This window comes from Rariglobus hedericola, assembly GCF_007559335.1.
In the GTDB taxonomy this organism is placed as follows: domain Bacteria; phylum Verrucomicrobiota; class Verrucomicrobiia; order Opitutales; family Opitutaceae; genus Rariglobus; species Rariglobus hedericola.
The window spans coordinates 1,299,414-1,315,749 of sequence record NZ_VMBG01000001.1 but is presented as its reverse complement, the minus strand read 5'-3'; the positions used below and the strand labels follow the sequence as shown (position 1 = coordinate 1,315,749).

Below are 16,336 nucleotides of genomic sequence, written 5' to 3'. Positions count from 1 at the left end.
GGCAGTGGTCGTTATTCCACCGTGACGGACTTCGCGAGGTTGCGGGGCTTGTCCACATCGCAGTCGCGGGCGACGGCGATGTAATAGCTGAGCAACTGCACGGGAATGGTCGCGACGATGGGCAACACGGCTTCGTGGCAGTCCGGAATCGTGATGACTTCGTCGGCCAGGCCTTCGGGGAGTTCGCAACCTTCGGTGATGATGGCGATGACCGGACCCTTGCGCGCCTTCACTTCCTGCATGGAGGAAACGACCTTGTTGAAAATCTCGCCCTTGGGCGCGAAGAACACGCTGGGGCACAGCTCGTTGATGAGGGCGATGGGGCCGTGTTTCATCTCGGCTGCGGGATAACCCTCGGCGTGGATGTAGGAAATTTCCTTCAGCTTCAGCGCACCTTCGAGTGCGATAGGGAAGAGCGACAGGCGTCCGAGGAACAGCATGTCGTTATACTTGGCCAACCGTTGCGCGATGGCCTTGATGTGGCCGGCTTGTTCGAGCGCCTTGCGAACAAGGTTGGGCGCGGATTTGAGGGCGTTTACGTATTCGACGCCGTCGGCGAAACTCATGTCACGCATACGCGCAACGTGGAGCGCGAGCATCGCTCCAATGAGCAGCTGCGAGGTAAATGCCTTCGTCGAGGCGACGCCGATCTCGGGGCCGACATGCTGGTAGATGCCGCCATCAGCTTCGCGGGCGATGGTGGAGCCGACGGTGTTGTTGATCGCGAGAACCTTGTAGCCCTTGCGCTGGGCTTCGCGGAGCGCGCCCAGCGTATCGATGGTTTCGCCGGACTGGCTCATTACGAAGAAGAGCGGGTTGCCGGAAAGCGGGGCGTTGCGATAGCGGAACTCGGAGGCGTAATCGACCTCTACGGGCACGCGGGCGAAACGCTCGATCAAGTGCTCGGCCACCAAGCAGGAGTGCCAGGCGGTGCCGCAGCCGAGGAACGCAAAGCGGTCGATCTGGCGGAAGTCCACGGGGCCGAGGTTAAGGCCGCCGAATTTGGCGGTGGAGCCGTCTTCGGAGAAGCGGCCGCGCATGGAGTTCTCGAGAGCGGCGGGCTGCTCGAAGATCTCCTTCTCCATGAAGTGCGCGTAGCCGTTGAGCTCGGCGGCATCGATGGCCCAAGTGACTTTGTCCACGACCGGCGACACGTCTTCCATGTCGAGGGTCGAGATGGAGAACTGCTTGGCGGTGACGTGCACGACCTCGCCGTCCTTGAGGTAAACGACGTTCTGGGTGCGGCTCACGAGGGCGGAAACGTCGGAGGCGAGGATGTATTCGTTTTCGCCTACGCCGAGGATCAGGGGCGAGCCTTTGCGGGCGGCCACGATTTCGCTGGTGCAGTCTTTGCACAGCACGGCGATGCCGTAGGTGCCTTCGACGTGGCGGAGGGTTTTGCGGACGGCGTGCAGGAAACGGCTCTCGCCGGCGGGAGCGGCGGGCTCCTTGGCGTAGTGGTAGGCGATGAGGTTCGAAAGCACCTCGGTGTCCGTCTCGGAGTGGAAGGTATAGCCCTTGGTCTGGAGGAATTTCTTAATGGCCGAGTAGTTCTCGATTACACCGTTGTGAACGAGGGCGATCATGCCGTCGCTGCTGATGTGCGGGTGGGCGTTGGCCTCGGTGACGCCGCCGTGGGTGGCCCAGCGGGTGTGGCAGATGCCGGTCGTGCCGGTGAAGCGGTGTTTGGCGGCTTCTTTGACGAGGTTGTCCACGCGACCTACGCGGCGCACCAGTTCCAGCTGGCCATCCTGCTGGATGGCAACGCCCGCGGAGTCATAGCCGCGATATTCGAGGCGCTTTAAGCCCTCGAGCAGGATGGGAGATGCTTTTTGACGACCAACATAGCCTACGATTCCACACATAAATTTTTACCTGTTTAAGCTCGCGAATTTACGGGCCGCTTTAAACGTGGCGCAAGGTAATACCCACTATCCCTAATCCTCTCTTATCAACTCGTATGAGCATGCAGAAACAAGTCTTGGCAGTGGTCATGGGCGGCGGGCGCGGAACCCGTCTTTATCCTCTGACTGCAGAACGGTGCAAACCGGCGGTCCCTCTCGCGGGCAAGTATCGTCTGGTCGATATTCCGATCAGCAACTGTATCAACTCCGAGATCAACCGCATCTTCCTGCTGACGCAGTTTCACACCGCGTCGCTACATCGCCACACGCAGAACACCTACCACTTTGACCCGTTCGGCGGCGGCTTTGTGGACATCCTCTCCGCCGAGCAGACCGAGAAGAACGCCAACTGGTATCAAGGCACCGCCGATGCCGTCCGTCGTAATCTTCAACACTTCCGCAGCTTCCCTCACGACTTGGTGTTGATCCTCTCCGGTGACCAGCTTTACCGGATGGATTTCCGCAAGATCATCGCCGACCACATCGCGAGCAAAGCCGACGTCAGCCTCGCGGCCATTCCGTTCCCCGTTTCCAAGGTCGAAGGCCTCGGTCTTATGCAGGTCAACGACGACCTTTCCATTAACCGCTTCGTCGAAAAACCGAAGGATCCGGCCGTCATCGACAGCCTCACGCTCAGCCCGAAACTCGAAGCCGGCCTGCACTCTTCGAGCGGCGAGAAGCACTGTCTCGCGTCGATGGGTATCTACGTGTTCAACCGCCAAGTTCTGGCCGACGCGCTCGATAACAACATGACCGACTTCGGCAAGGAAGTCATCCCGAGCCTCCTCGGAAACAAGCGTCTCTTCGCCCACATCTTCGAGGGCTATTGGGAAGATATCGGCACCGTGAAGGCCTTCTTCGACACCAACCTCGCGCTGTCCGATCCGCTGCCTCCGTTTAACTTCTTCGACCCGACTGCGCCGATCTACACGCAGGACCGCTACCTGCCGGCCTCCAAGCTCAACAAGTGCGACATCGACCACGTCGTGATTGGTGACGGTTCGATCATCACCGATTCGAAGCTCACCCGTTGCGTGCTCGGTATTCGCTCCTTCGTTGGCGAGAACACCCATCTGTCCAACGTGGTCATGATGGGCGCCGACTATTACGAGACGCCCGAGCAGCAGGCCGACAACGCAGCGAAGGGCATCTTCAGCATCGGCGTGGGCGCCAACTGCTACATCGAGCACACCATCATCGATAAAAACGCCCGCATCGGTGACAACGTGAAGCTCTCCCCCAAGGACAAGCCCGATGGTGATTATGCTCACGGCATCATCATCCGCGACGGCGTGCTGGTCGTGCCCAAGGGCGTGATCGTTCCCAGCGGCACCGTGTTGTAAGGAACCGCACGAGCCTTCCGCTCTGCCGGCACGATGGCGTGCCCGGCCACCGGACAATAAAAAGCGCGCCCCCATCCCTAGGGGCGCGCTTTTCGTTTTGCGCATACCAGAACAGGCCGGTTGGGCGCCGCAGGTTCAGTTATTAAATCTGAACAATACGACGTCGCCGTCCTGAAAGACATATTCCTTACCTTCGATCCGGTATTTCCCAGCGTCACGAGCCGCGGCCGTGCTGCCAAGGCGGGTGAGATCGTCGTAGGCGACGACCTCGGCCTTGATGAAACCCTTCTCGAAATCAGTGTGGATGACGCCCGCTGCTTGCGGAGCTTTCCATCCCTTTTTGATCGTCCAGCAACGCACCTCTTTTTCACCGGCGGTGAAGTAGGTCTGCAGGCCGAGCAAATTGTAGGTGCCCTTGATGAGCTGCGACACGCCCGAGTCGGAGACGCCGAGATCCTTCAGGAACTCCTTGGCCTCTTCGGCGGACAGGTCGATCAACTCCGCCTCGATGTGCGCGCTGATCGGCACATAGGCGGCATCGTGGTGGGCCTTCACGAAGGCGGCCACTTGTTTCACGAACGGATTTTCCTCTGCGGTGGCGAGATCGCCCTCGGCAACATTGCACGCGTAGATGACGGGCTTGGCGCTGAGCAGCTGGAAAAATTGGAGGAGCTTCTTCTCGTCGTCCGTGGTGTCGGGGAGGACGTTGGCCGGCTTGCCTTGGTTGAGGTGCGGCTGGAGACGCTCGAGTAGCGCGAATTCGGCCGCCGCGTCTTTGTCGCCGCCCTTGGCCAGCTTCTGGGTCTTGCTCAGGCGTTTCTCGACGGCGTCGAGGTCGGCGAGCACGAGCTCGGTGGTGATGACTTCGATGTCACGCACCGGATCGACGGCACCCATGGTGTGGATGATGTCGTCGTCCACGAAGCAACGCACGACGTGCACGATCGCATCGGTCTCGCGAATGTTGGCGAGGAACTTGTTACCCAGGCCTTCGCCCTTGCTGGCGCCGGCGACGAGACCCGCGATATCGACGAATTCGATGGCGGCGGGGACGACGACGTTGGTCTTGGCGATTCCCTTCAATACATAGGCACGCTCATCCGGCACGACCACCACGCCCACGTTCGGGTCGATGGTGCAGAACGGATAGTTGGCCGCTTCTGCCTTGCGGGAGCGGGTGAGTGCGTTGAAGAGAGTGGACTTGCCCACATTCGGGAGTCCGACGATGCCAGCTTTGAGCATAAGAGGGCGCACGTTCAGACCGGGTGGGGGAGGGGTCAAGGTCTGTTTGCCCGTATCGCGAGATTATCACGGGAAATGGCTGCTTGACATCGCTCGGCCCGTTCGGTGGATTCCACGGCTTTTCAACTAAAGAACCTGTCAGCACACCTTTTCACATGGCACTCAAAATTCGTCTCTCCCGCATCGGCTCCACGCACAACCCGATTTATCACGTGGTCGTCGCCGAAGCCCGTTCGCGTCGTGATGGCGCTGCTGTCGAGCTCCTCGGCACCCATAACCCCCGCTCCAACCGTGCCGACGCCCTGACCTTAAATGTCGAGCGCGCCGAGTATTGGATTAGCAAGGGTGCGACCCCCACGGACACCGCTCTGTCCCTGATTAAGAAGGCCCGCAAGGCCGCCGCTGCGACCCCCGTCGCCTAAGCTTCCGGCTTAAATCGCTTCTGAATCGCCCGGCCTTCACGGCTCGGGCGATTTTTTTTGCCATTCTCCGCCGCTTTCTCCCGCTTCCTCTCATGCCTCTCCATATCGATGTTCTTACGCTGTTTCCGCGTATGCTCGACGGCTTTTTGGTCGAGAGCATCTTGGGTAAGGGCATCGAAAGCGGCCTGCTGACCGTCAAAGTTCACGACGTCCGCGATTGGGCGACCAGCAAACACAAGAATGCCGATGACCGTCCCTTTGGCGGTGGTGCCGGCATGGTCATGAAGCCCGAGCCCGTCTTCGCGGCCATCGAGCAACTCCAGACTCCCGGTTGCCGCCGCATTTATCTGACGCCGGACGGCACGCCTTATTCGCAAAAAATCGCCGGCGAACTGGCGCAGGAGACGCACTTGATTCTTCTCAGCGGACATTATGAGGGCATCGATCAACGCATCCGCGAAAAGGTCATCGATCAGGAGATCAGCATCGGGGATTATGTGCTCACGAACGGCACGCTCCCGGCCGCCGTGGTCATCGATGCACTCGCGCGTTTGATTCCCGGTGTGCTCGGGGAAGAAAAGTCATTGACGCACGAATCCTTCACCGGCAAGTTGCTCGACTTTCCTCAATACACGCGTCCCGCCGAATTCCGCGGCATGTCCGTGCCGGATGTCCTCCTTTCCGGCGACCATGCCAAGATCGAAGAGTGGCGAAACGCACAACGTATTGAGAAAACCCGCCTAGTCCGACCCGATTTACTTAAATAACTTAACATTTAACCGTCATGAGCAACCCGATCATCAGAGAAATCACCGCCAGCCAGGTCAAAAAAGACCTCCCTCCCTTCAAGGTGGGCGACGGCGTCAAAGTGCACACCAAAGTGCGCGAAGGTGATAAAGAGCGCGTGCAGATTTTCGCCGGCATCGTCATCGCCATCAAAGGCTCTGGCATCCACGAGACATTCACGGTCCGTCGCATCAGCTACGGCGAGGGCGTCGAGCGCGTTTTCCCCAGCAGCTCCCCGAACATCGAGAAGATCGAGATCGAGCAGACCTCCGAGCCCATGCGCGCCCGCCTCTACTACCTCCGCGACCGTCTCGGCAAAGCCGCCGTCGCCGTCAAGGTCCAGAAGCGCGAGAAGCCCGTCGCCACCAAGTAACTGTTTTCAGTTCCTTTTGCTGTATGAATCAAGCGAGTCTTCCAGACTCGCTTTTTTCATGCCCTTTGGACTTCCCCCACGCTCATGAGAATGGCTAATTCTTAATCCTTCATTTCACGAACCGCATCCCTTTCACACCATGCCACTCCAGACCGACATCCTGTCCCTCGCTGCCAACCAGGCCCGCGGCCTCGCCATCGACGCCGTCCATAAGTGCAACTCCGGCCACCTCGGCCTTCCGCTCGGCTGCGCCGAGATCGGCGCCGTCCTCTTCGGCAACGTCCTTGCGTTCAACCCCGACGCTCCCCGTTGGCTCAATCGCGACCGTTTCGTGCTCTCGGCCGGCCACGGTTCGATGTTCATCTACAGCTGGCTCCATCTGAGCGGCTTTGATCTCTCGCTCGAAGACCTGAAGAACTTCCGCGCCCTTCACAGCAAGACCCCCGGCCACCCCGAGTTCCACGAGACCCCCGGCATCGAGTGCACCACCGGTCCCCTCGGCCAGGGTATCGCCAACGCCACCGGCCTCGCCCTCTCGCAAGCCGCCGCCGCCGCCCGTTTCAACACCGCGGAGCACACCATTTTCGACAACCATGTCGTCGCCCTCGCCGGTGACGGTTGCATGCAGGAGGGCGTCGCCCTCGAGGCGATCTCCTTCGCCGCCCACCAGAAACTCGACAACCTCATCCTCATCTACGACTCCAACGACGTCACCCTCGACGCCATGGCCAACAAGTCACAGGGCGGCGATGACGCCAAGCGCTTCAAAGCCCTCGGCTGGGACGTCCAGACCATCGACGGCCACGATCTCAATGCGGTGTTGAAAGCCTTCAACAAAGCCAAGAAGGCCACCGGCAAGCCCCAGCTCATCATCGCCAAGACCACCATCGCCAAGGGCATCCCCGAAGTCGCCGGCACCGCCAAGGGCCACGGCGAAGGTGGCGCAAAGTTCTCCGACGGCGCCCGCTCCGGTCTCGGTCTGCCCGCCGACCAGCATTTCTTCGTCAGCGACGACGTCCGCGCCTATTTCGCCGGCCACAAGAAGAAGCTCGTCCGTAACTACAAGAAGTGGGTCAAGACCTTCGAAGCTTGGAAAGCCGCCAACCCTGAGAAGGCCGCGCTCCTCGACAGCCGCAACGCCCGCATCAGCGCCGCGCACCTCCTCGAGAAGACCCCGCTCTTCCCGGCCGATGCCAAGCTCGCCACCCGCGCCGCCGGCCAGCAAATCCTGCAAGCCGTCGCCGCCGAGCTCCCGCTGCTCATCGGTGGCAGCGCCGACCTCTACGGTTCCACGCTGAACTACATCGCCTCCGACAAGGACTTCGATGAGACCAACCGCGCCGGTCGCAACATCCGCTTCGGCATCCGCGAACACGCCATGGCTTCAATCGCCAACGGCATCGCCTACGACGGCATTTTCCGTCCCTCGGTCGCCACGTTCCTCGTGTTCGCCGACTACTCCCGCCCCGCGATGCGCCTCGCTTCGCTCTCCAAGCTGCCCGTCCTCTACATCTACACCCACGACTCCGTCGGCGTAGGTGAAGACGGCCCGACCCACCAGCCCGTCGAAACTGTCTCCGGCCTGCGCGTCATCCCCGGCTTCGACGTCATCCGCCCCGGCGATCCCGAAGAGGCCGCCGGTGCCTACGCCGCCGCCCTCGAGCGCACCGATGGCCCGACGCTCCTCTCGCTTACGCGCCAGGCGATCCCCCTCCTCAACGACATCCCTCCGCACATCCGCCGCGCCGGTGTATTGAAAGGTGGATACGTCGCTGTGCAGGAGACCGCCCCGCTCACGACCATCCTCATGGCCAGCGGCAGCGAACTCCAATACGCCGTCAACGCCGCCAAGATCCTCGGCGAAGGCACCCGCGTCGTCTCGATGCCGTGCTTCGAGCGCTTTAATCGCCAGCCCGCCGAATACCGCGAGGCCATCCTCCCGACCGCCGTGCGCAAACGCGTCGCGATCGAGGCCGGCGTCACCGGTCTCTGGTATCAATACGTTGGTCTCGACGGCAAGGTGATCGGCATCGACCGCTTCGGCATGAGCGCTCCGGGCGCGACCGTCTTCAAGGAACTCGGTATCACCACCGAAGCCGTGGTGACCGCCGTGCAGAGCCTGAGCTGAGCTTGCGGCGTGGATTGATTGTTGCTGCAAAAGGCCGGCCCGCGAAAGGGGCCGGCCTTTTTGTTGGTCGGGTTATCAGGCTTTGAGATTAGGGATTGGGCACGGAGCGAAGGCGGATAAAAAGGCGGGGCCGGCTTTCACGCGGAACGACCACCTCCACGGTTTCCACACCTTGGCTTTCATCGATCACTCGTTCACTCAGCGAAACCGTCCAGTTGACCAAATCAGTGGATACTTCGGCAATCAGGCTGGAGCCCACGGCTCCGGTGTTGCGTGTATAGCGGTAGAACAGAGTTGAGCCCTGCACTTCGGGCGCGGTGTTGAACGGTTCGTTGGAACGCGGTGCACGGCCCGAGAGGTAGGACATCAGATTGGAGATGCCATGGGGATCGGGTCTGGCGTCGTCGCCCGAGATTGCAGGATCGGCAAGTTCAGTCGGGGTGAAATGGACGGCCTTCCAGTTTTCTAGAGGGTAGTCGAATTTGGCGACGACGGCGCGATCCGTGTTCATCAAAAGCGTGCGGGTGGGGGTGCCACCGGCAAGGTCTTCCTGCCATTCGACAAAGCGCCAGCCCGCCGAGGGGATGGCCTGTAGCGTGGCTTGGGCACCTTGCGCGTAACGTCCGCCAGCTTGATCCAGTTGAACAGCGCCGGCGCCCCGCACGGTAACCGAAAGTTGGCGCATCTCCGCAAATGACGCGGTCAGCACCTTGTTGTCGCGCATGGTCAGAGTGAGGTCGGGCCGGTCGCTTGACTCGCTACCCGACCAGCCGGCAAACGAGGCGTTTTTACCCGCGCTGGGCGAGAGAGTCACGGTCGAGCCGTGCACATAACGCACGGCCGAGACGCTTTGGGCCACGCCTCCGTTTCCAGTTGTTTCCAGATCGAGCGTCCATTCGGGGACGTTGATGGGCGACGTGGTCGTGAAGCGGCGGTTATTGGACTTGCTGAACTCTCCAACCCGTCCGGCGGGATCAAGACGAATGCCAGTATAAAACTCCCCGCCTTCCAAGTTGGGCGGCAGGACGAGGGAGAGTGCGATGATACGGGTCTCTCCCGGTGGGGGCAGACTGGCTGCAGCTATCGTGAGTGCGCCAAGCCGAATGTCGTCCCCGTTACCGTGGAAGGTGTCACGCGAGAGATAGAGTTCCGCGTCCATTTCGGGCAGCAGAGTCGCGCCGAGGTTGGCGATGGTGACCTGGGCGGTGAGTGTATCGCCGATGCCGTAGGTGCCTGAGGAAACCTGCACGGCCTGAATGGCAGCGTCCGCGAAATAAAGCGGAGTAGTGGCGGTGCCGCCAAAGGCATGGAGAACACCGTTCAGTTCAACCAGCCCTCCGGTCACCCCGGTGCGGATGAGGGTCCATCCGTCCGCGTTTACGGAGCGATACAGGCTGCCATTGTTAAGCAGGTAAAAGGCATCGCTGGCCGGATAGGCGAGGCCATCCACCACAGGAGATGAAGCGGCCGCGGTCCAATCGGTCCCATTGTTGGACAGGTAGGTCTTGATACCTTGGATGATGACGAACTGGCCGAGGCCGGCACTGCGCCGGCTGCTAAATGTCACGGTTGCGGGGAGTGTGGTGGGCGTCCAGGTGACGCCATCGTCAGACCGGAAGACCGGCGGAACCGCCGATGACGAGGCATAGGCCACCGCGAGGTAGTGCAAACCCGAGAAGTGAATCTCGACCAGGTTTACCCCGGGGGTAGCGGAGACCAGATACCGGTTCCAAGAAACTCCGTCGTCGGTGGAGCGATACATGTAGCCGTTGTTGGCCACGGCATGCCACAGATTGGCGCGGGTGATAAGCTGGGTCACGGCGATGTTGGTGCCTTCAGCGACCACCGGGACCGAGGTCCAGGCGGTGCCGTCGTTGGAGCGGTAGAGTTTTCCGTTGGAATCGCGCAGCACGAAGGACGAGCCCGTGGAGTAAACGTCCCGGGTCATCACGGGGTGTGCATAAGGCGGAGAGGAAAAGCTCCAGGTCTTGCCGGCATCCAGTGATCGTTTGATGGGGTTTAATGGAACGGTCACATCGCGAATCGCGATCTGGGTGTCGCCGATGGCGGCATATTTTTGCCAGGAGCCACCATCGCTGGCGGTCAGTCCCGCTTCGGTCCAATTCACGCCATCCGTTGATATCCAGCCGGGCTGTCCGCTGTGGAATGCGATGAAACCGGCGGGGCCGTGAACGATGAAGGGCGTGGAGTTAAGGACCGCCCACGGAGGCGTGTGCGTGGTCCAGTTAACGCCGTCGGTAGACACCCGGGCGTTGTTTGAACCGACGCTGACATAGAGCCCGTCTCCATAGGCTACGTTGGCCGAGAGATCGGGGACCTGATGGGTTTGCCAGACGATGCCGTCGGTGGAGATTTTTTTAATCGAAGAACCGTAAACCGCGAACACGACGTCTCCCACCGGGAGGAGCTTGTCCACAGTGACACCGAGATCAGACGTGGTCCAGGTGACACCGCCATCGGACGAGGTGCGGACCTTGTTGTCCAGATAACGCAGGATGAAACGTCCCAACGCCTCGATGCCGGCCGCGGGACGGGGAAGGTCGATCATGTTGACCCAGTTGATTCCGTCGTCGGAGCGACGAACATAGGGGTGGATGGTCGAGCTCCAGCCCAGATAACGAGGACCATCGCCCATGAGGACTGTTGTGAAATACGTCTGGGCGCGTGCCGGCGTGGTCACCCATGCGCTGCCATTGGAGGATAAGGAGACGCTGCCCGTCCCGCTGCCTCCGGAACTGGTATAGCGGAAGTAAACGCCGGAGCGGTATTGCACGGGCGAGTTCGTTGTGATGCTGATCCAGTCGAGGCCGTCACGGGAGACCACCATTCCAGTTCCGTTCGTGTAGTGCAGTCGCGTGTAGTTATCGTCCAAACTGAACTCGTTGATCGAACTCAGGCTCGTGGTGATGGAGTGGAATTCCCAGTGGATGCCGTCGATCGATCGATAAAGCGAAGTGCCGGAAACGGCGTAATAGGCGTCATCATCACTGAACACATTGCTGCTGGTAAGCGTATCGCTGGTGACGAACAGCGGTGCGGCCATGGGGGACTTGGCGGTGGCGCGCGTCGAATCGGTGGTGACGAGGCCATCGGTGTTGTAGGCGCGAGCGTGGAAGCTGTAGGAGCGGTTCTCGGTGGCCGAAAAGCCGTAGCGGAAAACACCCGGGGTGGTCGAGGTCGCAACCAGCAGGTCGTCCACATAGAGTTCGACCCGGTCAAAGGTTCCATCGGGCGCGGAGGCGTTTACGCTGAGTTCGACCAGATTGTTAACGGTGAACTGAACATCAGGCAGCGGCGATAGCAGGCGGCACACGGGAGCGCGGGAAGGAGTCTGCCCGTTGTAAACGATGTGTGGCGTGGGGCTCACTCCCACCATGATGCCTCTTCCGGTGGCGAAGGAGCCGGCGCTTATGCCGGTGTTGATCGTCTGCCACGTGGTGAGGTCGGTGGTGGCGAGGAATTGTTCACCGGTGACATTCGGGTAGGGCAGGAGCAGCAGGGTTCCGCGATGCGCATAGATGCCCCCAAAGCCGCTCGTGCTGAAGGTGAGCGGGTTGATGGTCCAGTTGATGCCGTCGGTGGATTCCCAGATCTGGTTATAGCTGCCTGTGACCACATAGAACTTCCCGTTGTTTTCCGCAAAGCCGAGGAAGTCGTGGGAGTTGGTGTTGGGCCTGGACGCAAGGCTCCACGAGAAGCCGTCGGTCGATGAGGCCAGCGTATTGTATCCGATTAGAAACCAGCGGCTGCCGGCTCGATACAGTTGCGTGCCGGAAGGCAGGCTGAAGCCGGGGTTGATAGACGACCAAGTCAGGCCTTCGTTAGTCGAAGTGATCAACTGGGTGCCGGCTACGGCGAAGAAACGCCCGTCTTTAAACAGGATGCTGCTAAGCGAGTCGGAAGGAGTGCCCGCCACGCGTTTGAGATCGAGGGGCGAACGGCCGCGCCAGAAGGTGTTTGTCGAAAGAGCGCCGCGGGAGTTGGCCCAATAATAACCGCCCGCTTTCCAAATCCGGCTGCCGGCGAGATCAGTCTGATCAGGGATGACATATTTTTTCCAAGTCTGGCCATCGGAGGACAGGGCGACGTGGGGAGTGGTGTTGCTGCGGCTCGTCAGGATGAACTCGTCTTCGCAGAATTCGACACGACTGGAGGCTCCGCCCGTCCAGGCGAACGGGGAGAACGTGTTTTCCAGGAGCGTTGAATCCGGCGACGAAAGGATCATTCCGTTGGCACAGCCGGCGAGCGTGCGTCCACCACCGCGCAGCAGTTTTTTGATGGTCGTGGATGCGCCCGTGTTGAGGATGGTTTGGGTGGCCCAGCTGATGCCTGTATCAGAGAAGCGCAGGGACAGCTGCGACGAGCTGGCGCTGATGATGCGGGTCCCGTCATGGATGAGCAACGGGGTGTCCGGGCTGGCGCTTGAGCCGATTAGAGTCCAAGTGATGCCGTCGCTTGATTGGAGGTAGGTGGTGGCGGTCCAGAGGTGAAAGACTCCCGCGTTGTGCAGGATGCCGCGGATGGCGCCGCCTGCTGCATAAGCACTCCAAGCTCCGCCGTCGGTGGAGCGGTAGAGCGTGCTGTTGCTGCTGTTGTAAGTGAAGAAAGTGCCGCCTTGGAATGTCAGCTGGTTCATCCCGTTGGCGGGCGGTGTGACCGGAGCCTGCCATGACGTCCCGTTGGTGGAGCGGCGCAATGTGCCGTCGTAATTGTTCAAAGCGACAAAGTATCCGCCGCCAAATTGCAGCGAAGTCACGTTGCCTCGGAAGGGCAGTCCGCTCAACGACCAGGTTTCACCGCCGTCGGTGGAGCGGTAGATGCTGCCGTTACCCGACGTCGTGTGGTCGCGACCCGCGATGATGAGCGTATTGTTGCCCCGGTCGATTTGGTAGCCATCGAAGGCGGGCGGCAGCATTTGCGCCTGCCAGTTTACACCGTCGGTGGACCGAAGGACTTTGGTGGAGCCACCGGCGCTGGCGATCGCGTGGTAGGTCGTATCAAGGTAGCGGATGTCCTGGATCGGCCAGCCTTGGTCGGGTGCGGTTACCCAGTTCCAGGCGGTGAACGGCGAGTTCGCGACGGTGACTTTAAAGGCCGTGGAGCGGGTCACCCCGGAGGCGTTGGTAATAACGACTTCGTATTGCCCTGCGTCGCCCGCGGCGAGCGAGCCAAAGAAGAGGCTTTCCGATGTCGCGCCGTCGATGGGTTGGCCATCTTTCAACCATTGCAGGGTCCATGGCTGGGAGCCTTGGGCGACGACGCGCAACGTGATCGGGTTGCCGACGACCTCGTTCAGGTTGCCCGTGGACCACGTGATGAAGGGTGCGGAAATGCGTTCGGTGAGCAGGGCGGCCTCCGAGGTGACCGATTCATCGGCATTGGAGAGCACGGCGTGATAACTGCCGAGGTCGTTCGCCCCGACATTGCCAATGACCAGGGTGCCGTCGCGCCCGCCTCCGATGGGCTGGGCATCCTTGAACCAGTGCACGGTTGTATCGATCGTGGAAAGGAAGCGCACCTGTAACGAGATGGAGGAACCGAGCTGCACTGACTGTGATCTCGGACCATTCAGGATGAGGATGTTGCCCAGTCCGTAACCCCCGAGCCGGATTGCGCCCGATGCGGAATCGCCACCCCATGAGTCCACGGCGATGAGATATCGCACTCCTTCGGTGGCATCAAAGGCCACGCGGCTGGTGAGAAGATTATACCCTGAGTCATCGTTGGAGGATACCTCGATCAACGCGCCGTCGTTGCCCTGACGATAGACCGCCAGCACCGTGTCAAAGGACGAGTCCAGCGTCGTGATCACCTGGCGGGTGGTGCGCGGAGCGGTCCAGCTCCACCACACGCTGCGGCCTGCGCCCACGCGGGCATGGCGGGGTTCTCCGCTTTCCCGAGTGGCGCCGCGATTGTTGCCGGTCGCGGAGAAACTTTCACCGGTCAAGAGAGCTGCCGCGGCGATCAAGTCGTTGGCGGGGGGCAGGGCGAGGTTGACGGTGACCGCGTGACCGTCGGCACTCGTCGTGCCGACACCGAGGAGATAGGTGCGGCCGGCATCCACCCATACACGTATTTTCTGCGTGGAGCCGGAGTCTGTTTGCAACGACGACAGAGTCGTCCCGTCGAGACGGTAGATTGTGGCGAAGGTCGCCTCGTCGGTGGCATTCACCTGCCATTCGGCGTGTCCGGAGACCGGCGCGGTCCACGAAAACCAGAGCGTGCGGGTGCCGGTGAGGCCGGCGGGATCACTCGGCGAGCGGCCGGCATGGGCGGTTGATCCGCTCCAGACGCCTTGGTATCCGGTGAATAGATACGGGCTTTCACACAGGTCATGAGGTGTCGCGGCGGACTCGGTGGCCAGCAGCGTGGGCAAATGCAGGATGCCTCCGGTCTGCACCAGACCCGAGAGAGCCGGGGCAAGGCGCGTGCCGGCCAGTAGTCGTTGGATGAGTTGCAAGCCATCCTCGGATGGGTGCATCGCCTTGAGCAGAGCCAGGGCACCGGCCGCTTGGGGTGCGGCCATGGAGGTGCCGCTGAGAAGCACGTATTGGTTGTCGCTCTGGTTGTAACTGGAGAGGATACCTTCGCCGGGTGCGGCGAGGTGGACGCGGTCACGTCCGTAGTTGGAGAAGGCGGTCAGCGCGCGGTTACGATCCGTCGCGCCGATGGCCACGATATTGGGTAGATCGGATGCGGCCGGATAACGCGGGGCCGCATCGATATCGGTCGCTTGGTTGCCCGCCGCCGCCACGAAAACGATGCCGGCTGCTCCCGCCTGGCGGATGGCCTCTTCAAGCGCGAGGCTGCGCGACCCCATGCTCCAGCTGGCATTGATAATGTCTGCGCCATGAAGACGTGCGTAGTGGATTGCCGCGACGGCGTCCGAAGTCGTGCCGACACCGCGGTTGTTGAGGAATTTGCACGTCAGCAGGCGCACGTTCCAGGCGACACCGGTGATGCCGAGGTTATTGTTTCCCCGGGCACCGATGATGCCGGCCACATGCGTGCCATGACCGTTGTCGTCGGATATATTGCCGGATGTGGTGATGGCATTGAATCCGTTAATGTCGTCGATCACCCCATTGTTGTCGTCGTCGATATTGTTTCCGGGGGTTTCACCGAGATTGATCCACAGGTTGGCGGCGAGATCTTCATGAGTCGTGCGCGTTCCGGTATCGGTCACGGCTACGACTACATTGGAGGCATCGGTTCTTACCTGCCAGCCGGCCTCGGCATTCAGGGAGGCGTCCGCATCTTCACCCGAGGAAGTCAGATTCCATTGGGACCCGTATTTCGGATCGGAAGGCACCGCATCTATCAAGATAAGCGGATCGGCCTCGGCATAAACCACGTGATAGGGGGAACGACGCAGGGCGACCAGCGTGGCATCGAAGGACTCCGCCTGTGTCGGATTAGGCACTTCGACTGAGAGAAGATTCGGCGTTTGGGCCACGGGTGAAACGGTGAAACCGGCTTCGCTCAGACCTCTGATGGCCGCTTCGGTAGTCACGCCTTGATCCAGCCCCACGAGCAAATGGCCCGCCGACACGGCTTCTTCGCTCAAGAGTTTCATCCCCGGGCCGTCGGTTGCGTCGCTCCGACCCCAACGTTGCTCTAGTCGCACCAGCGGTTGTTTGAGCGCGGTTTCAAACCAGGTGATTTGCCGGACGATGCCGTTTTCATCCGCCGGGAACTCATGGGTCTCCACGATGCGGATGGCGTCCAATCTTTTGGCCCAGCGATCACGGCTGGCCTTCGGGTCTTCCGTGCGCAACGACGCCGGTTGGTCGCGGAGGGTAGGGGCGGCTTCCTGGCGTATCTCCATCGGAGCCGCCGGTGTTATGGGTAAATTGGCTGCAATAATTTCCTTCGCTGCGGACGTAGTGTGCGGTAACTCAGTTGCAGAACGCCCGCGGTGCCGGACCGACAGAACGCCGGCGAGCAGGGCAAGCGTAGCTACGACGTAGACAACACGACTCAAGGGGCGGGGGGAATGCATGCGGAAAAGATGCCTGGCGGCGAACCGTTATGGGGTATCGGTGGACTTGGGTAAGTGGCTGGAAAAATAGGTAATTCCAAAGCCGACGATGAGCTTAGGCCAACCGGTGGCAATT

At 61.0% G+C, this 16,336-nt stretch carries 8 protein-coding genes; 5 read left to right on the top strand and 3 right to left on the bottom strand.

Going from position 1 to position 16,336, the window contains the following annotated elements:
* Positions 1-11 precede the first annotated feature (11 nt).
* Positions 12-1,865, bottom strand: a complete 1,854-nt coding sequence (glmS, locus tag FPL22_RS05725) for a glutamine--fructose-6-phosphate transaminase (isomerizing) (RefSeq protein WP_144229149.1) — start codon at positions 1,863-1,865, stop codon at positions 12-14.
* Positions 1,866-1,960: 95 nt separating this feature from the next.
* Between glmS and FPL22_RS05720 the strand changes: the two genes are divergently transcribed.
* Positions 1,961-3,247 carry a glucose-1-phosphate adenylyltransferase gene (locus tag FPL22_RS05720; RefSeq protein WP_144229148.1) on the top strand — a complete coding sequence of 429 codons (1,287 nt, stop codon included), beginning with the start codon at positions 1,961-1,963 and terminating at the stop codon, positions 3,245-3,247.
* Positions 3,248-3,382: 135 nt separating this feature from the next.
* Here FPL22_RS05720 and ychF read toward each other — a convergent pair whose 3' ends face one another.
* On the bottom strand, positions 3,383-4,489 hold the full coding sequence (gene ychF / locus FPL22_RS05715; RefSeq protein WP_144229147.1) for a redox-regulated ATPase YchF: 1,107 nt from the start codon (positions 4,487-4,489) through the stop codon (positions 3,383-3,385).
* Positions 4,490-4,644: 155 nt separating this feature from the next.
* On the opposite strand from ychF, the gene rpsP reads away from it, so the two are divergent.
* From rpsP to tkt, 4 genes are all read left to right on the top strand, one after another.
* On the top strand, positions 4,645-4,911 hold the full coding sequence (rpsP, locus tag FPL22_RS05710) for a 30S ribosomal protein S16 (RefSeq protein WP_144229146.1): 267 nt from the start codon (positions 4,645-4,647) through the stop codon (positions 4,909-4,911).
* A 92-nt stretch (positions 4,912-5,003) separates the two neighbouring features.
* Positions 5,004-5,678 carry a tRNA (guanosine(37)-N1)-methyltransferase TrmD gene (gene trmD / locus FPL22_RS05705; RefSeq protein ID WP_144229145.1) on the top strand — a complete coding sequence of 225 codons (675 nt, stop codon included), beginning with the start codon at positions 5,004-5,006 and terminating at the stop codon, positions 5,676-5,678.
* A 17-nt stretch (positions 5,679-5,695) separates the two neighbouring features.
* Positions 5,696-6,070, top strand: coding sequence for a 50S ribosomal protein L19 (gene rplS / locus FPL22_RS05700; protein ID WP_144229144.1), 375 nt, complete (start codon positions 5,696-5,698; stop codon positions 6,068-6,070).
* A 139-nt stretch (positions 6,071-6,209) separates the two neighbouring features.
* Positions 6,210-8,198, top strand: coding sequence for a transketolase (gene tkt / locus FPL22_RS05695; protein ID WP_144229143.1), 1,989 nt, complete (start codon positions 6,210-6,212; stop codon positions 8,196-8,198).
* A gap of 88 nt (positions 8,199-8,286) precedes the next feature.
* Here tkt and FPL22_RS05690 read toward each other — a convergent pair whose 3' ends face one another.
* A complete protein-coding gene (locus tag FPL22_RS05690) occupies positions 8,287-16,221 on the bottom strand; it encodes a S8 family serine peptidase (RefSeq protein ID WP_144229142.1) in 7,935 nt (2,644 codons plus the stop codon).
* Between the last annotated feature and the right edge of the window lie 115 nt (positions 16,222-16,336).